This window comes from Achromobacter sp. UMC46, from assembly GCF_014170335.1.
Classification (GTDB): domain Bacteria; phylum Pseudomonadota; class Gammaproteobacteria; order Burkholderiales; family Burkholderiaceae_B; genus Achromobacter.
This window is the reverse complement of the sequence record NZ_LZZS01000004.1, coordinates 719,133-733,751: the sequence shown is the minus strand read 5'-3', so window position 1 is coordinate 733,751 and position 14,619 is coordinate 719,133. Positions and strand designations below refer to the sequence as shown.

15 protein-coding genes and 3 tRNA genes are annotated in these 14,619 nt (G+C 65.5%); 8 read left to right on the top strand and 10 right to left on the bottom strand.

The window, feature by feature from the left end; translation table 11 throughout:
- Positions 1-2: 2 nt before the first annotated feature.
- The 4 genes from A9973_RS06395 to A9973_RS06380 are packed head-to-tail and all read right to left on the bottom strand — an operon-like array spanning position 3 to position 3,481.
- Entirely contained in the window at positions 3-737 is a 735-nt protein-coding gene (locus A9973_RS06395; RefSeq protein ID WP_183012891.1) for a CoA-transferase subunit beta, read from the bottom strand.
- Positions 730-1,563: a CoA transferase subunit A gene (locus A9973_RS06390; RefSeq protein ID WP_183012890.1), complete on the bottom strand. Its 834-nt coding sequence runs from the start codon at positions 1,561-1,563 to the stop codon at positions 730-732. Before A9973_RS06390 ends, A9973_RS06395 begins: the two co-directional genes overlap by 8 nt.
- A 29-nt stretch (positions 1,564-1,592) precedes the next feature.
- Positions 1,593-2,315 (bottom strand): enoyl-CoA hydratase/isomerase family protein, encoded by a 723-nt coding sequence (locus A9973_RS06385; RefSeq protein WP_183012889.1) that lies wholly within the window; start codon positions 2,313-2,315, stop codon positions 1,593-1,595.
- Positions 2,312-3,481 carry a CaiB/BaiF CoA-transferase family protein gene (locus A9973_RS06380; RefSeq protein WP_183012888.1) on the bottom strand — a complete coding sequence of 390 codons (1,170 nt, stop codon included), beginning with the start codon at positions 3,479-3,481 and terminating at the stop codon, positions 2,312-2,314. Before A9973_RS06380 ends, A9973_RS06385 begins: the two co-directional genes overlap by 4 nt.
- 298 nt (positions 3,482-3,779) lie before the next feature.
- On the opposite strand from A9973_RS06380, the gene A9973_RS06375 reads away from it, so the two are divergent.
- Both A9973_RS06375 and A9973_RS06370 read left to right on the top strand, forming a co-directional pair.
- On the top strand, positions 3,780-4,745 hold the full coding sequence (locus A9973_RS06375; RefSeq protein WP_183012887.1) for a tripartite tricarboxylate transporter substrate binding protein: 966 nt from the start codon (positions 3,780-3,782) through the stop codon (positions 4,743-4,745).
- Entirely contained in the window at positions 4,742-6,403 is a 1,662-nt protein-coding gene (locus A9973_RS06370; protein ID WP_255469038.1) for an FAD/NAD(P)-binding protein, read from the top strand. Before A9973_RS06375 ends, A9973_RS06370 begins: the two co-directional genes overlap by 4 nt.
- Here A9973_RS06370 and A9973_RS06365 read toward each other — a convergent pair.
- Positions 6,312-7,076, bottom strand: a complete 765-nt coding sequence (locus A9973_RS06365) for an IclR family transcriptional regulator (protein WP_183012886.1) — start codon at positions 7,074-7,076, stop codon at positions 6,312-6,314. The two genes, A9973_RS06370 and A9973_RS06365, sit on opposite strands and share 92 nt — an antisense overlap.
- A gap of 78 nt (positions 7,077-7,154) precedes the next feature.
- Positions 7,155-7,781 carry a cysteine dioxygenase gene (locus tag A9973_RS06360; protein ID WP_183012885.1) on the bottom strand — a complete coding sequence of 209 codons (627 nt, stop codon included), beginning with the start codon at positions 7,779-7,781 and terminating at the stop codon, positions 7,155-7,157.
- Between the two features lie 168 nt (positions 7,782-7,949).
- On the opposite strand from A9973_RS06360, the gene A9973_RS06355 reads away from it, so the two are divergent.
- From A9973_RS06355 to A9973_RS06345, 3 genes are all read left to right on the top strand, one after another.
- The gene (locus A9973_RS06355) at positions 7,950-8,729 is read left to right on the top strand and encodes an NAD-dependent deacylase (RefSeq protein WP_183012884.1); all 780 of its coding nucleotides are present in this window, start codon (positions 7,950-7,952) and stop codon (positions 8,727-8,729) included.
- A 199-nt stretch (positions 8,730-8,928) separates the two neighbouring features.
- The gene (locus A9973_RS06350) at positions 8,929-9,528 is read left to right on the top strand and encodes a helix-turn-helix transcriptional regulator (protein ID WP_183013182.1); all 600 of its coding nucleotides are present in this window, start codon (positions 8,929-8,931) and stop codon (positions 9,526-9,528) included.
- Positions 9,529-9,621: 93 nt separating this feature from the next.
- Complete coding sequence (locus A9973_RS06345) at positions 9,622-9,870, top strand: hypothetical protein (protein ID WP_175216741.1); 249 nt, start codon at positions 9,622-9,624, stop codon at positions 9,868-9,870.
- 13 nt (positions 9,871-9,883) lie between these two features.
- Here A9973_RS06345 and A9973_RS06340 read toward each other — a convergent pair whose 3' ends face one another.
- Positions 9,884-10,768, bottom strand: coding sequence for a LysR family transcriptional regulator (locus A9973_RS06340; RefSeq protein WP_183012883.1), 885 nt, complete (start codon positions 10,766-10,768; stop codon positions 9,884-9,886).
- Between the two features lie 143 nt (positions 10,769-10,911).
- On the opposite strand from A9973_RS06340, the gene A9973_RS06335 reads away from it, so the two are divergent.
- Positions 10,912-11,508, top strand: coding sequence for a short chain dehydrogenase (locus tag A9973_RS06335; protein ID WP_183012882.1), 597 nt, complete (start codon positions 10,912-10,914; stop codon positions 11,506-11,508).
- 97 nt (positions 11,509-11,605) lie between these two features.
- Here the strand turns inward: A9973_RS06335 and A9973_RS06330 are convergent.
- A tRNA-Arg gene (locus tag A9973_RS06330) sits at positions 11,606-11,682 on the bottom strand.
- Between the two features lie 221 nt (positions 11,683-11,903).
- Between A9973_RS06330 and A9973_RS06325 the strand changes: the two genes are divergently transcribed.
- Positions 11,904-12,134, top strand: a complete 231-nt coding sequence (locus A9973_RS06325; protein ID WP_183012881.1) for a DUF3079 domain-containing protein — start codon at positions 11,904-11,906, stop codon at positions 12,132-12,134.
- Positions 12,135-12,255: 121 nt separating this feature from the next.
- On the opposite strand, the gene A9973_RS06320 is transcribed toward A9973_RS06325, so the two are convergent.
- Both A9973_RS06320 and A9973_RS06315 read right to left on the bottom strand, forming a co-directional pair.
- Positions 12,256-12,332 (bottom strand) — tRNA-Arg (locus tag A9973_RS06320).
- Positions 12,333-12,516: 184 nt separating this feature from the next.
- Positions 12,517-12,593: transfer RNA gene (locus A9973_RS06315), tRNA-Arg, on the bottom strand.
- Between the two features lie 264 nt (positions 12,594-12,857).
- Here A9973_RS06315 and acpA point away from each other — a divergent pair.
- Positions 12,858-14,594 (top strand): acid phosphatase, encoded by a 1,737-nt coding sequence (gene acpA / locus A9973_RS06310; RefSeq protein ID WP_183012880.1) that lies wholly within the window; start codon positions 12,858-12,860, stop codon positions 14,592-14,594.
- The last annotated feature ends 25 nt before the right edge of the window (positions 14,595-14,619 follow it).

Genomic DNA, 14,619 nt, shown 5'->3' with positions numbered 1-14,619 from the left:
CCCTAGCGCAGCGCGACGGCGGCGTCGCATTCGAATTGCCCGTCCGCATCCAGCTCGCGCAGCGCGCGGGCTTCGGCGGCCGTGGGCGGTGCGGACGGCGCGGCGCCCGTCGCATCGAATTCGAAGCCCGTGCGTTCGCGCACTTCAGACAGGCTGGACTCCGGGTGCCACGACTGCAAGGCCAGCTTGCCGTCGCGCTTCACGAACACGGCGATCGGCGTCACCACGCCATGGAAGCCGCCCCAGGACGTCATGAAATCCAGTTTCTGCACGAACGTGCGGCGCGAGTGTTCCGTGCGCCAGGTGCAGGCCCGGCGGGCAGTAGGCAGCATCACCGCCCCGCCGCCGCCGCCGGGCAGGCGCACCTTGGGTTCATGCCAATCGCCGATGCAGGAATTGTTGGCGCAGCCGGCGCCGTCGATCTGCGCGGCCCCCAGGAAGGTCAGGTCCATGCGGCCGCGCGTGCACAGGTCGTAGAAATCCTCGTTCGAGAAAATAGACGCCGTATGCTCGGCCAGCACCGGATCCGAGCTGGATATCGGAATGTGCGAAGGACGCGGATTCACGCCGCCCGCCACGTTGATGTAGACGAAGTCCCAGTCGTAGGCGCGTTTGGCCAGCAGGCACGCCAGCATCGGCATCGTGGAATTGACGCCGCTGAACGTGATCTCGTCGGGGCGGATGAAGCGCGCCAGATTCGTGACGATGTATGAAAAGCCCGACCATTGCTCAGCCATGATTCCCCCCCTGCGCTTCGGGCGCCGCGGCCAGGTGCGCTTGCAGATCGCTGTTCTTGTCCATATAGGCCTCCACGGCCGGATAGTCGATGGCGTAGTCGGGCCAACACGACCCGGGCCAGGCGCTGCCCGGAGCCACCGCGTAGGCCTGCACCATGAAGTACGGCACCAGCGTGGATTCCGGCTGCGCTTCGAACACCGTGCTGTCCACCACTTTTTCGGCTACCACCAGCACGCTGCCGGCTGCGCGCGACATGATGCGGTCCCAGTGCGCCGTGCCATGCACGCGCACGTTGCCCAGCGCGTCCACTTCGGATGCCTGGATCACGGCGAAGTCCGGGCGGATCGCCGGAATGACATAGGTCTTCTGCCCGCTGCCGTAGGGGTCGTCCAGGCACGCCCAGCCATTCAGCGCCGGCAGGCCGCTGCCATGCAGCCCGCCGCAAGGCTGGAACGGCACGCCGAACGCCGCCGCCCGCAGCCCGGCCGTCAGGCTGGCGCAGGCGTGCTCTTCCAATTCGATCTCGCGGCGCTCCACCGCGCGCCGGTACCACGGCGCCAGGCCGAAGTTGCCCTCCATCGCCACGATGCCCGCGCGGACGCGGCGCAGCACGCCGGCGCGGCACAGGATGTCCACGTCGTACCCGGGCGACTGCTTGATCAGTTCCAGATCCCGCTTGCCCTGACGGATCAGTTCGCGCACGAACGCGAACGGCCCGCGGTGCAGAAAGCTGCCGCCCAGCGCAATGGATGCGCCGTCCGGCACCAGCGCCGCCAGTTCCACCACCGTGCGCTGCTTGTTCTTTTGATTGAAACCCGAAGCCATTGTCTTCCTCCCTGCTGATTCTTGGTGGCCTAGCGCGCCTGCAGATAGGCGGCTACGCGGTCCTTCAATCCCGGCTCGGCCGCCGAACGCACCAGACGCGCCAGGTCGGCGTCGGGTGTCTCAAGCGACAACGCCGCATATAGCTGGATGCGGCTGGCGTCGGTCAACGCGTCCGCCGTGTCCACCGCCTGCTGCTCGATGCCAGGCCACTCCTGCACCGTGGCAAGCCGGCTGGCGAAGCCGTCGCGCAAGGCCTCTTCCGCACTGAACGTCGCGGCCTGCTCGAGTACCGCTCGGGCGCGTTCGGCGCCCACCAGCGCGGCGAAGCGGCGCGTGCCCAGCACCAGGCCGAACTTCAGGCCCGGCATGCGGAACGTGGCGTCGGGCGCGCTGATGCGCCATTTGCAGGCGCCGAACAGGTCGACGCCCGCGCCGAAGTTGCGCCCGTGCGCCAACGCCACCGTCAGGCAGGGGGAGGCCGCCAGACGTTGCAGCAAGGTCTCGACGCGCACGAAGCGCAGCAACAGGTCTCCCTCGCTTTGCGCCTGCCAATCGCCGAAGTCGAAGCCGGCGCTGAGATTCTTGCCCTCGCCCTTCAACACGATCAGCTTGGCGCCTTGCGCCTCGGCTGCGTCCAGCGCGGCAATCAGGGCCTCGACCAATTCAGCGGACAGCGCGTTCATCTTCTCGGGGCGAGCCAGCGTCAACACGTGTCGCGCGCCCTGCTTGTCGATGTGCAGAACGCCGCTCATGCCGTCACTCCTTTCTTGGCGCCGCGCAGGGCGCCAAGCACCTCGTCGTTGTGCTCGCCCAGCGCAGGCGGTCGCAGGCGCAGCGCCGTGGTCTGCCCGTCGAACCGCACCGGCAGGCCAAAGGTACGGGTCTGCACGCCATTGGGCAGCTCCACCGGCTGCACCCAGCCCATGTGTTCCACCTGCGGGTCCGCCAGCACTTCGGAATAGGTATTGATCGGGGCGCAAGGCACGCCGGCGGCGCGGAACCGGGCCAGCCAGGTCTGCGCGTCATCGGCGGCGAAGATGGCTTCGAGGATGTCGCGCAACGCCGTCTGGTTGCGGGCGCGGGCGCTGGTATCGGTAAAGCGCGGATCGGCCAGCAAGTCTTCGCGGCCCACCGTCGCGCATACGGCCTTCCACAGCGCCTGGTTGCCGGCCGCCATGCCGAAGTAGCCGCCCCGGCAGCGGAACGCCTGGTACGGCGCATTACGCGGATGCGCGGACCCGAGCTTGACCGGGTCCTTGCCGCTGCCGAAGAACTCGGACGTCTGCAAGGCGGCGATGCCCAGGGTGGCGCCCAGCATCGGCACATCGATGTGCGTGCCCTGCCCGCTGGCCTGCGCCGCGCGCAAGGCGGACGCGATGGCGAACGCGCCATACAGGCCCGCCGAGAAATCGGCCACGGGCACGCCGCATTTCACGGGTTCACCGCCCGCTTCGCCCGTGACGCTCATGATGCCGCTCATGGCCTGGATGGTCAGATCGAAACCGCCTTCCTGCGAACGCGGGCCCGACTGGCCGTAGGCCGAGATCGAGCAATAGACCAGTTTGGGATTGGCCTCGCGCAGTTGCGCATAGCCCAGCCCCAGGCGGTCCATCACGCCTGGCCGGTTGTTTTCGATCAATACGTCTGCGGTCAGCGCCAATTCGCGCGCCAGCGCCAGATCGGCGGGATCCTTCAAGTTCAGCGTCACCGATTTCTTGTTGCGGTTCAGCGATGCGAAGTTCTCGCTGTAGCCGTCGGAAATCGGCGGCCAGCTGCGCAGCGTGTCGCCGCCCTCGGGGTGCTCGACCTTGATCACGTCGGCGCCCATATCCGCCAACAACATGCCGCAAAACGGTCCCGCCGCGACATTGCAAATCTCCAGCACCGTGATGCCGGCAAGCGCCGAACTGGGTGTCATGTCTGACCTCTCGTTATGAAAATTCAATATTTAGGATGCAAAAAATATTATAAGTGCACGCCTTCCGGAATGGCATCATGCCAGGCGGATTTGTGGCTTCTGCTCTTGTTTCCTAGTGCAATCCCTAGGGAATGCGCTTAATTGTTGACCAGCATATCACCGTGTGGAATTCTACGTAAACCATTTATTGGAACACGAGTCCTATATATTAGGATTTATAGAAAAGGGCCGCAGCACCACTAACGACCGCAACCGCGGGCGCCCGTGCATGACGACCCGCCCCACCAAGGAGACTCCCATGAAGCAAACGTGGCGCATTGCCCTCGCCGGCGCCGTCCTGGCGCTGGCCGCCGGTCCCGCCCCCGCTCAGACCTGGCCCTCGAAACCCGTTCGCATGGTCGTGCCGTTCCCGCCGGGCGGCGCCACGGATGCCGCCGCGCGCATCTATGCGCAGCACCTGGGCGATTTCCTGGGACAAGGCGTGGTGGTCGAGAACAAGGCGGGGGCAGGCGGAGAGATCGGCGCGGAGTATGTCGCCAAATCGGCTCCCGACGGATACACGCTGCTGATGGGCGCGGTGGGCAGCCACGCGATCCATGCCGCCATGCCCGACAAGCCCGGCTACGACTTCGCCACCGCGTTTGTCGGCGTATCGATGGCGACCAGCATGCCAATGGCGGTCGCGGTGAACAGCAAAGTGCCCGCCACGAACGTGCAGGAACTGATCGCGCTGGCCAAGAGCAAGCCCGGCACCATCACGTTCGGATCGGCCGGCCCCGGCACATCGCAACACATGGCGGGCGAACTGTTCCAGGTGGTGACGGGCACCCGCCTCATGCATGTGCCCTACCGCGGCAGCGGCCCGGCCATCACCGACTTGCTGGGCGGCCAGATCGACATGGTGATCGAAACGCTGCCCGCCCTGCTGCCGCAAGTCGCCAGCGGCAAGATCCGGTTGCTGGGGGTGACCACGGCCACGCGCGCCACTGCCCTGCCCGACCTGCCGACGTTAATGGAGCAAGGCGTGAAGGACTATTCGGTCGCCACTGCCTATGCGCTGCTGGCGCCCGCCGGCACGCCGCCCGCTGTCGTCGAAAAATTGTCGGCCGGCATGCAGAAGGCCGCCGCGATGGCCTCGGTGCAGCAAGCCGCCTTGAAGCTTGGCGCCGATGCCGTGGCGACGTCGCCCGCCGACACCAGCCGCGTGCTGAAGCAGGAAGTGGCCCGCTGGGCGGAAGTGGTGCGCATGTCGGCCGCCAAATGATGCCCGCCTCCCGTTTACCCCTGCCGTCGGCCGCGGATCTGGCCATCGTGGGCGGCGGCTCGGTCGCCGTCAGCCTCCTGTACCAGTTCCTGCTGGCCTTGGAAGCTGCCGGCGGCGAGCGGGCATCCCGCCCGTTGCGCGTCGCCCTGTTCGAACCGCAGGCTGAACCCGGGCCGGGCGGCGCCTACCAGGAAGACCTGCCCAGCAATCTGCTCAACATCCCGGCGGGCAACATGTCCGCGCGGGCCGATCAGCGGATGGACTTCGTGGATTGGCTGCGCGGGCAGGATCCCGCCTGGTTACGCGGGTACGGCGTCGACGTGGTCGCCCCCTCGGACTTCCTTCCGCGCCCGCTGTTCGGCGCCTATCTGCGCGCCGTGCATGCGCGTTGCCGCGAGCTGGCGCTTTCGCTGGGCGTCACGCTCGTGCACGAGCAATGCCGGGTGCGGCACCTGGCACTGCGACAGGATGGTGCGATAGCCGTGACGCCCGAACAGGGCGCATCGTGGATTGCGCGCCACGCGGTGCTGTGCAACGGCAACCTGCCGTCGCAGGCCTTTCCGCATCTGGAGGGCGCGCCGGGCTACTTCAACAGCCCCTACCCCGTCTCCGCGCTGGCGGGCGAGATCGACCCGGACGCGTCGGTGTGCGTGGTGGGCACCAGCCTCAGCGCGGTGGACGCCATCGCCGCCTTGCAGCAGTCCGGCCACCGCGGCCCCATCCTGTGCGTGTCGCGCAACGGCCGATTGCCTTCCGTGCGCAGCCCCCACAATCAGGCGCCCAAGTCGCTGCGCCACCTGACCCGCGACGGCGCCTTGCTGTTGGCCGCACGCCACGGCGGCGCGCTATCGGTAGAGGTGATCACGCAAGCGCTGAAAGACGAAGTCCAGGCCATGGGCGGCCCGTTGGACGCGGACGACGTGCTGGGCCTGGAGGCGGATGCGCGAACGGCGCTGGATGAAGAGATCCGCCGTTCCTCGCAAGCCGCCCGCCCCTGGCAGGCCGTGGCCGCCGCCACCAACGCCGCGGTCGACCAGATCTGGCATTTGATGCCCGATGCGCAGCGCAGCCGCTTCCAGACGCAATGGCGCGCATTGTGGATGGCGCGGCGCGCCACCTTTCCCATGCGCAACGCGCTGACGCTGCAGGCCCTGTTCCAGCGCGGCCAACTGCAGGTGCGCGCGGGCTATGTGGACACCCGCTACGACCCAGCGGACCAGCGGTTCCATACGCGCCTGCGCGGCGCCGCAGGCGACGCGACGCTCGCCAGCCGTTATCTGGTCAATGCCACAAGCTTTTCGGTGAATGCCGCCGCGACCCGTGATCCGCTGGTGGCCGGGTTGCTGCAGGACGGGCTGGCGCGGCCGCACGCATTCGGCGGCCTGGCGCTGGATTTCGACACGGGCTGCCTGATGGACGCGCGGGACGCGGTGCTGACGCAGCTATCCGTCTTGGGCAGCCTGGCCGGCGGCACTTACTTCTGGACCACGTCGATGGACGTGAACGCGCGATTGGCGCGCGATCAGGCGCAGCGCATCGCCGCCGCGCTGACGCGCCCGGCGCCGCTTACTGATCCAGGAAACCCCGCCGATAGCCCATCCCTTGCGAGATGGCCTGCGCACAGGCCGACACGTCCGGCGCCAACTGCTTCATCCTAGCGGCGCTCAGGCGGTCCAGCGGGCCCGAAATGCCGACGGCCGCCACAGGCTGGTCCAGGCTGTTGAACAGCGTCACGGCCAGCCCGCCCACGCCTTCGCGCCATTCGCCACGATTCACGGCGTACCCCGCGCGGGCGATCTTGCGAAGTTCATCTTTCAACAGCGCCATGGACACGATGGTCGAAGGCGTGTGGCGCACCAGCTTCTCGGCATAGCGCTCGACATAGCCGTCGGGCTGGTAGGCCAGCAGGGCCTTGCCGGTCGCGACCGCATACGCGGGCGCCCGCCCGCCCACCATCGAATAGGCGCGGATCGGCTGCGGGCTGTCGATCTTGTCGACGTAGACGACATCGAACCCGTCCAGCACCGACAGGTGCACGGTTTCCCCCGTCTGGTCCGCCAGCGTGCGCATGAACGGCGCGGCCAGTTTGCGCACATCCAACTGCGCCAGTTGGCGGGCGGCCAGTTCAAACAAGCGCACCGCGCCACGATAGCCGCCGCCGTCATCGTCTTTGATGACGTAGCCAGCGTGGATCAGTGTTTGCAAGGTGCGATGCGTATTGCTGCGGGTCAGGCCGACCCGCACGGCCAGCGCATCGATCGTGCGCGGCGGATTGTCCACATCGGTCACCGCCTCCAGCACCATCAGCCCCTTGAGCAGCGTCTTGTCCATGTTATTTTTTCCTAATATTTAGGACGGGAACATAGCATGAGACGCCGCCCGCGAACAGCGCTTTCGGGGCGGCGGCGATCAGGCTTTCAGCCCGGGGATGGTGGCGCGCACGGCAGCGGAACGGTCCCACAGGTTGGGCAGGCTGGGCGACGAATAGCCGGACACGAACGGCTTCGCCTGCCCGGTCTCGGGATCATAGACATGCCGCGACACCGCGCCGATATTGCCGCCGTACAGGTGCACGCTGATCGACGCACGGTCAGCGAAGGCGTTGGATACGCGATGGATGTCGCCCTCTTCGGGCGACAGGCGCTCGACGTCGCCAGGCTGCAAGGTAGTGGACTCGCCAACGGCGGTCAGGCGCCCGTCCGGCTGGCGTATGTAGCGCTGATTGATTTCGGCGCCGCGCAGCATGCCCACATAGCCCCAGACCTCGTGGTCATGCACCGGCGTGAACTGGCCCGGCCCCCAGACGAAACTGACCAGCGAAAACCGCTCCAGCGGATCGCAGTGCAGCAGGAATTGCTGGTAGTACTGCGGATGCGGCGTGGTACAGGCCTCGGGCAGCCAGTCGTCGTGGCGCACCAGGTCGGCAAAGGCGGCCTGCAGGGCGGGCGTCTGCGCCAGCGCGTCCGGGGCCGCCAGCCGCGTCGCGGTGGCGATGAAACGGCGAAGCCGGTCCAGGCCGGGGGAAGCTTCGGGCATTGCGCATCTCCATTCGTCGGGAATATCCCAGATGAGAAAACCAGTATCCACCATTCGGGATGCTTGCGCACGCTTCACCCTGGCGGCATGACGGCAATCGGGTTCAGGCCGCGCTTGACAGGCCAGCGTCTGGGCGCGCAGCGTATCGGACTATCTTCCAGGTTGAAAATGACGAGTACTCATCAAGATATTCCAGCCGCGCTCGCGCAGACGCTACGCGACGCCCAGCGCATCGTGGTCTTCACCGGCGCCGGGGTGTCCGCAGAAAGCGGCATCGCCACCTTCCGCGATGCACTGACAGGATTGTGGTCGCGCTTTGACGCGCAAGCGCTGGCAACACCCGAAGCGTTCCGCGCGCAACCCGATATCGTCTGGGGCTGGTATGAGTGGCGCCGCGCGCAGGCCTTGCGCGCCAATCCGAACGCGGCACATCACGCCATCGCGGCGCTGGCGCGCCATGTTCCTGAGCTGCTTGTCGTCACGCAGAATGTGGACGACCTGCACGAGCGCGCCGGCAGCGCACGGGTCGCCCATCTGCATGGCAGCCTGCATGCGCCGCGCTGTTCCGACTGCGCCGCGCCGCACACGCTGTCCAGCAGCGTGACCGAGGAAGCCGGCGAAGGTCGCCGCATCGCGCCGCCCGCCTGCGCCGTGTGCGGCGCGCCAGTACGACCCGGCGTGGTGTGGTTCGGCGAAAGCCTGCCTGCCGACGCGTGGAGCGGTGCCCTGCGCGCGGCCGAACAATGCGATCTGCTGTTCAGCATCGGGACGTCGGCACTGGTCTACCCTGCCGCCGAATTGCCGCAACGCGCGTTGGCCGCAGGCGCGACCGTGGTTCAGGTCAACCCGGCCATGACACCGCTGGACCGGCAGGCGCACTGCAATCTGCACGGCGGCGCCGCCGACGTGATGCCTCGCCTGCTGGCGGCGGCATGGCCCGCCCTGTAGTCTGATTCGCAGCGCGACATGCACGCCAAATGCCCTTTCCAGCGGTCGCCGCAGGAATGATGGCGTCATGTCCGGTGAACATTTGTGAAGATCTTTAGGGCCGATGTGCGGTAGAAACAAGCTTGCTGCAGCAGTCGAGGGGAAACCCCAAATCTCACCGTTGCGCCACCGGATTACAGTGGCGCAAGCTGTTTCGGCCGTGGAGAGCATCATCCCTTTTTCCTGGAGACTTCCCGATGTATTCGTGCGTTCATCAGACGGTGTTTTGCATCGTGTGGTGCGGCACGCCACGACCACCGAAACCATCGCCAAACTTGAGAGCATTCCCAACAATTACCACCTGGATTGCGAATGCATGCTCGACAACGGCGAAACGCTATCCTGGATAGGAAATAACCAGTATCGTCAGACCAAAGGCGGTGCGATCTACACCGCCGAATCCGATATCACGACGCCCCGCGGCGAATCCCGCAGAGGCGGCGCCGTGAAACGGAATGCACCGGATGCATACAGGGCCGCCCCGCACAAGAAACTGACTGCCGGGCCCCCTCCATTACCACTAGCTGTCGTCAATCTAAAAACCGGCAACGATTGGAGCTTGATACGCGCCTGGCGCGAGCACCTCAATATCAGCACTGCGGATATGGCGGCCCGGCTCGGCGTGGATCACTCCATTTACATTGAATTGGAACGGCCGCGTCCACGGCCACGCCAGGTCATCCTGGATCGCGTATCGGAAGCATTGGGCGTGTCACCCGACCAACTCGATGATTCATTGTTAGGAGGACGGCTCCAGTAGCGCCGCGCGGGGTTCGCCCGCCGCCCCGCAGCTTGAACCGTCCACGTGACTTTGGCGCCGCATGAAAGACGGCCCGCGCAGGAGGTAAGCAGTATGCTCGGCACCGCTAGACGATTGACGGATGTGCTTGTCACGTCCCCCGATGGCACCTTGTATCGCATCGAACGTTTCGTGGCCGACCTGGACGCGTACTCCGCGTTGGGGACGTCCCGCTTCGATCCCAAGATGCATTGCATTTGCCGCACCAGCTCAGGCGAAAAAGTCACCTGGCTTGGCGGCCAGGCCTACGAGATGCTGAAGAACGGCATCTCGCTGACGGCGGTCGACCGACGACGGCGCTGAACGACGCCCCTCCCTACCGCGCAAATCGGTCCACCAGAAAGTCCACGAAAGTCGTGAGCTTGGGCAACGCCTGCCTGTCCTTCGGATACAGCAGCGAGATCGGTCGCGCGGCGGGCCAGTACGGCTGCAGGATCGGCACCAGCCGGCCGGCGCGCACGTCGTCGCCCAGCAGCAGCTCGGGTTGCAGCACGACGCCAAAGCCCGCCAGCGCCGCCTGCCGCAGCGCCTGGCCATTGTTGGACAGGAACCGGCCGGTGGGATAGCCCACCTGGTTGCCGTCTCCGCTGTTCAACTGCCAACCGGTGCGGCGGCTCCAATACGAAAAATCCAGGCATTGATGCCGCACCAGGTCGTCCGGCGTGGCGGGTGTCCCGTAGCGCTCAAGATACGCGGGCGCGGCGCAGACGATCATCTGATAGCGCCCGATCATGCGCGCGACCAGGCTTGAGTCCGCCGGCTCGCCGATACGCACCGCCAGGTCGTAGCGCGCGGCCACGATGTCTTCCACGGCATCGCTAAGCACCAGCTCGACGCTGACATCGGGATAGATGGACAGGTAGTCGGCGATGGCCGGCGTCAGCGCGAATGAACCGAAGGTCACCGTCGACGTGATGCGCAGGTGCCCCCTGGGCGTCAGCCGCAAGGCCTCCGCGCCCTGCTCCGCGTCGCGGATCTCCGCCAGGATGGCCTTGCAACGCGCGAAATAGGCCTGGCCCGCCTCGGTCAGGCTTTGCCGCCGGGTCGTGCGGTTCATCAGGCGCACGCCCAGCCGCGCTTCCAGTCCCTTGACGTGCTTGGCCGCCATGGCCGGCGACATCTCGTGGCGCGTGGCCGCGGCGGTCAGGCTGCCCAGCTCCACGACCGCCACGAATACTTCCATGCTGAGCAAACGGTCCATGAATTACGCACCCCGGGTGTGAAGTGTTTCCACCATTCCTGGATTTTTCCATGGAAATCGAACGGCGAGAATGGCTGCATGCACTGACGCCAGACCGGTGCGCCCCAACAACATTCCATTTCGGGCACACCCCGGGAGTCCCTATGAAAATCATCCTTATCGGCGCCACCGGCACCATCGGCCGCGCGGTTGCGGAAGCACTCGGCCAACACCACGACATCATCGCCGTGGGCAAGACCCAAGGCCAGTACCAAGTCGACGTGACCCGCAGCGACAGCATCCGCAACTTGTTCGAACGCGTAGGCAAAGTGGACGCCATCGTCTCCACCACGGGCGGCCTGCATTTCGGCCCCCTGTCCGAGATGACCGCGGAGCAGTTCAAGATCGGCCTGCACGACAAGCTACTGGGCCAGGTGGATCTGGCGCTGATCGGCCAACACTACGTCAACGCCGGCGGCTCCATCACGCTGACCAGCGGCATCGTCAGCCACGAGCCCATCCGCTTCGGCGCCAACGCGTCGGCGGTGAATTCCGCCATCGACGGCTTTGTGCGCGGCGCCGCCGTGGAGTTGCAGGGCATCCGCATCAACTCGGTCAGCCCGACCGTGCTGCAAGAGTCGATGGCAAGCTACGGCCCCTACTTTCCGGGCTTCGAAGCCGTGCCCGCCAGCCGCGTCGCGCTGGCCTACCGCCGCAGCGTCGAGGGCGCGCAGACAGGGCGTGTCATCCGGGTGTGGTGATCCGGACAAAAAAAAGCGGCTTGATGGATGACCATCAAGCCGCTTTTGTCTTTCAGCAGAACCGCCGCATCGTTGATGCAGCATGTTCGAAATAAGTTGGTGCGCCCGGCAGGATTCGAACCTACGACCCCCTGGTTCGTAGCCAGGTACTCTATCCAGCTGAGCTACGGGCGCCCCGAAAGAGGCGTGTTTATAACATGAAAAAATACCATCATGCAAATCGAAGGGGAAAATTCGCTATTTTCGGCAGTTTCTTTCCGTGACGCGCCGCCGCGCTTGCGGCAAATCAACGAAGGCGCCCGCTCGTGCGCAGTACGCTCAAACGTGCCGCAACGCAGGATCCGATCCCGCGCGGTACCCCGCACGCCGGCAACAGACTTCAAGCAGCGCAGACCATGGCCAAGAAATTCCCCATGCATCCGAAACACCCCGAGCGCATCTGCTGGGGCTGCGACCGCTATTGCCCGACAGACGCCATGAGCTGCGGCAACGGCTCCGACCGCACGATGCATCCCATCGAACTTCTGGGCGACGATTGGGCGAGCGTGGGAAATTGGGGGTTTGAAGCGGTTGATGAAGCGCCGCAAGGCGGGCAGGCTGCGGCCGCACAGGTGTGGCAGGACTGAGGCGTTGCAAGGCTGATGCGGCAAGGCTGAATGCAGAACGCATTTGTTCTGCGCCGGAAAAACAAAAAGGCCTTCGATGCGAGATCAAAGGCCTTTCCATTTTCTTGCTATGTTCTTTTTTTGGTGCGCCCGGCAGGATTCGAACCTACGACCCCCTGGTTCGTAGCCAGGTACTCTATCCAGCTGAGCTACGGGCGCTCCGGTAAAGAGGCAAAATTATATCACAATAATTAAGCCGTTGGGGCTGCTGCTGCCCCTTGCTGCTGACCCTATTTGCTTCTTTTATTAAGTTCTTCGCTTTTGTTTTAGCTCCCCCTATTCACGCGAAACTCACGCGGAATTCGGATCACCAAAACCACTACCAAAACTACTACGAAAAACTTGGTGCGCCCGGCAGGATTCGAACCTACGACCCCCTGGTTCGTAGCCAGGTACTCTATCCAGCTGAGCTACGGGCGCGTCAAAAAGCAAGCCTCGAATAATAGCGTTGTTTCAGAAAACGTGCAAGTCGAGGCGGGAAGATCTCACACGGATCCGCGCCATCCTTTCTCTTTTTCCGCTGCCTGCCACGCACTGCGTACAGCTTTCTGACAGCGGATGGTCACACCGATAGAACGTTGGCTCTTTAGCCTAGCGGCCGTTAACGATGCCGGCTGTCATCCGGCGATTCCGCGGCGCAATGACAGTGCGCCGCGTCACCCGCTAGCTCACGAGTTCATCCCCATGTCTGACAAAGAAAAGAACGCCGACGCACCGTCCGCCGCCCCCTCCGACGCGGAATCCCCCGTGCGCCCCACGCGCCGCGGCTTCCTGACCGGCATCGCCGCGCTGGGTGCCAGCGCCGCAGCGATGGGAGCCCTGTCGGGCTGCTCAAGCGATGACGACGATGACAGCCCCGCCACGCCCACACCCACGCCGGACCCCACGCCCGTCCCGGCTCCCGACCTGACGCAGCAATTGCGCGCCAATGTGAAAACGGTGGTGGTGATCTTTGCCGAGAACCGCAGCTTCAACAACCTGTTCGCCAATTTCCCCGGCGTGGAAAAGCCGCTGTCCGCGTTGACCGCTGCGGACTACGCGCAGAACGACCGCGACGGCACGCCGTTGTCCGTGCTGCCGCCCGTGTGGAACGGCATGGTGCCGACGTCGCAGCAGGCCAACCACATCACGTATCAGGTCGACCAGGCCGCGCCATACATGAACAACCTGCCCAACGCGCCGTTCGCGCTGATGGGCCCGCAGGGCGAACCGCTGCCGCAAGGCGTCGTCACGCGCGACCTGTGGCACGTGTTCTATCAGAACCAGATGCAGATCAACGGCGGCAAGAACGACCGCTTCGTCGCATGGGCCGACTCGGGCGCGCTCGTCATGGGCCACTACAGCGACTCCGCCTACAACCTGCGCCTGTGGAAGCTCGCCCAGGAATTCGTGCTGTGCGACAACTTTTTCCAGGGCGCGTTCGGCGGTTCGTTCTTGAATCACCAGTACCTGGTCGCGGGCCGTCCGCCCTTCTATCCCGATGTGGCGGACTCGGTCGCGAAAACGCAGATCGCCCAATTGCAAAGCGCCGATCCCGCCGACCCGCGCCTGCAACCCAAGGCCGCGTCGCCGGCCAGCGCGTTGACCGGCATCCCCCAATTCGGCGCCAGCGCGCTGACGCCCGACGGCTATGGCGTCAACACCATGGCCCCGCCCTACTGGCCTTCGTTCAGCCGCGACGCGACCGACCCGACGCTGGCCGACGCCACCAGCCCGCAAACGATGGTGCCGCAAGCGCACAACAACATCGGCGACCTGATGACCGCCAAGGGCCTGGACTGGGCCTGGTACGCCGGCGGCTGGCAGGCTGCCGTGGACTCCACGGCCAGCACCGGCTTTCCTTCGTCGCCCAATTTCCAGGCGCATCACCAGCCCTTCAACTACTTCAAGAGCACTGCGCCCGGCACCCCCGCACGCACCGCGCACCTGCGCGACGGCGGCTTGGGCGACCTGTCGTCCACCAACAAATTCCTGGCCGACGCCGAAGCCGGCAAGCTGCCCGCCCTGACGTTCTACAAACCGCAAGGCAACCTGAACATGCACGCGGGCTACGCGGACGTGGACTCGGGCGACCGCCATATCGCCCACATCGTCGACAGCCTGCGCAAGAGCGCGCAGTGGGAGAACATGGTGGTCGTGGTCACCGTCGACGAAAACGGCGGCTGGTGGGACCACGTGGCGCCGCCAAAGGGCGATCGCTGGGGCCCGGGCACACGCATCCCGGCGCTGGTGATTTCGCCCTTCGCCAAGAAGGGCACGGTGGACCACACGGTGTACGACACGGGTTCGATTCTGCGGCTGGCGACGCGCGTGTTCGACCTGCCGATGCTGGAAGGCCTGAAAGCGCGCGATGATGCAATGACCGCGCGCGGCCAGCACCCGATGGGCGACTTGAGCAATACGCTGACGTTCAGCGCCTGAGCGCGATTGCCGAGGGCGGGCGCCG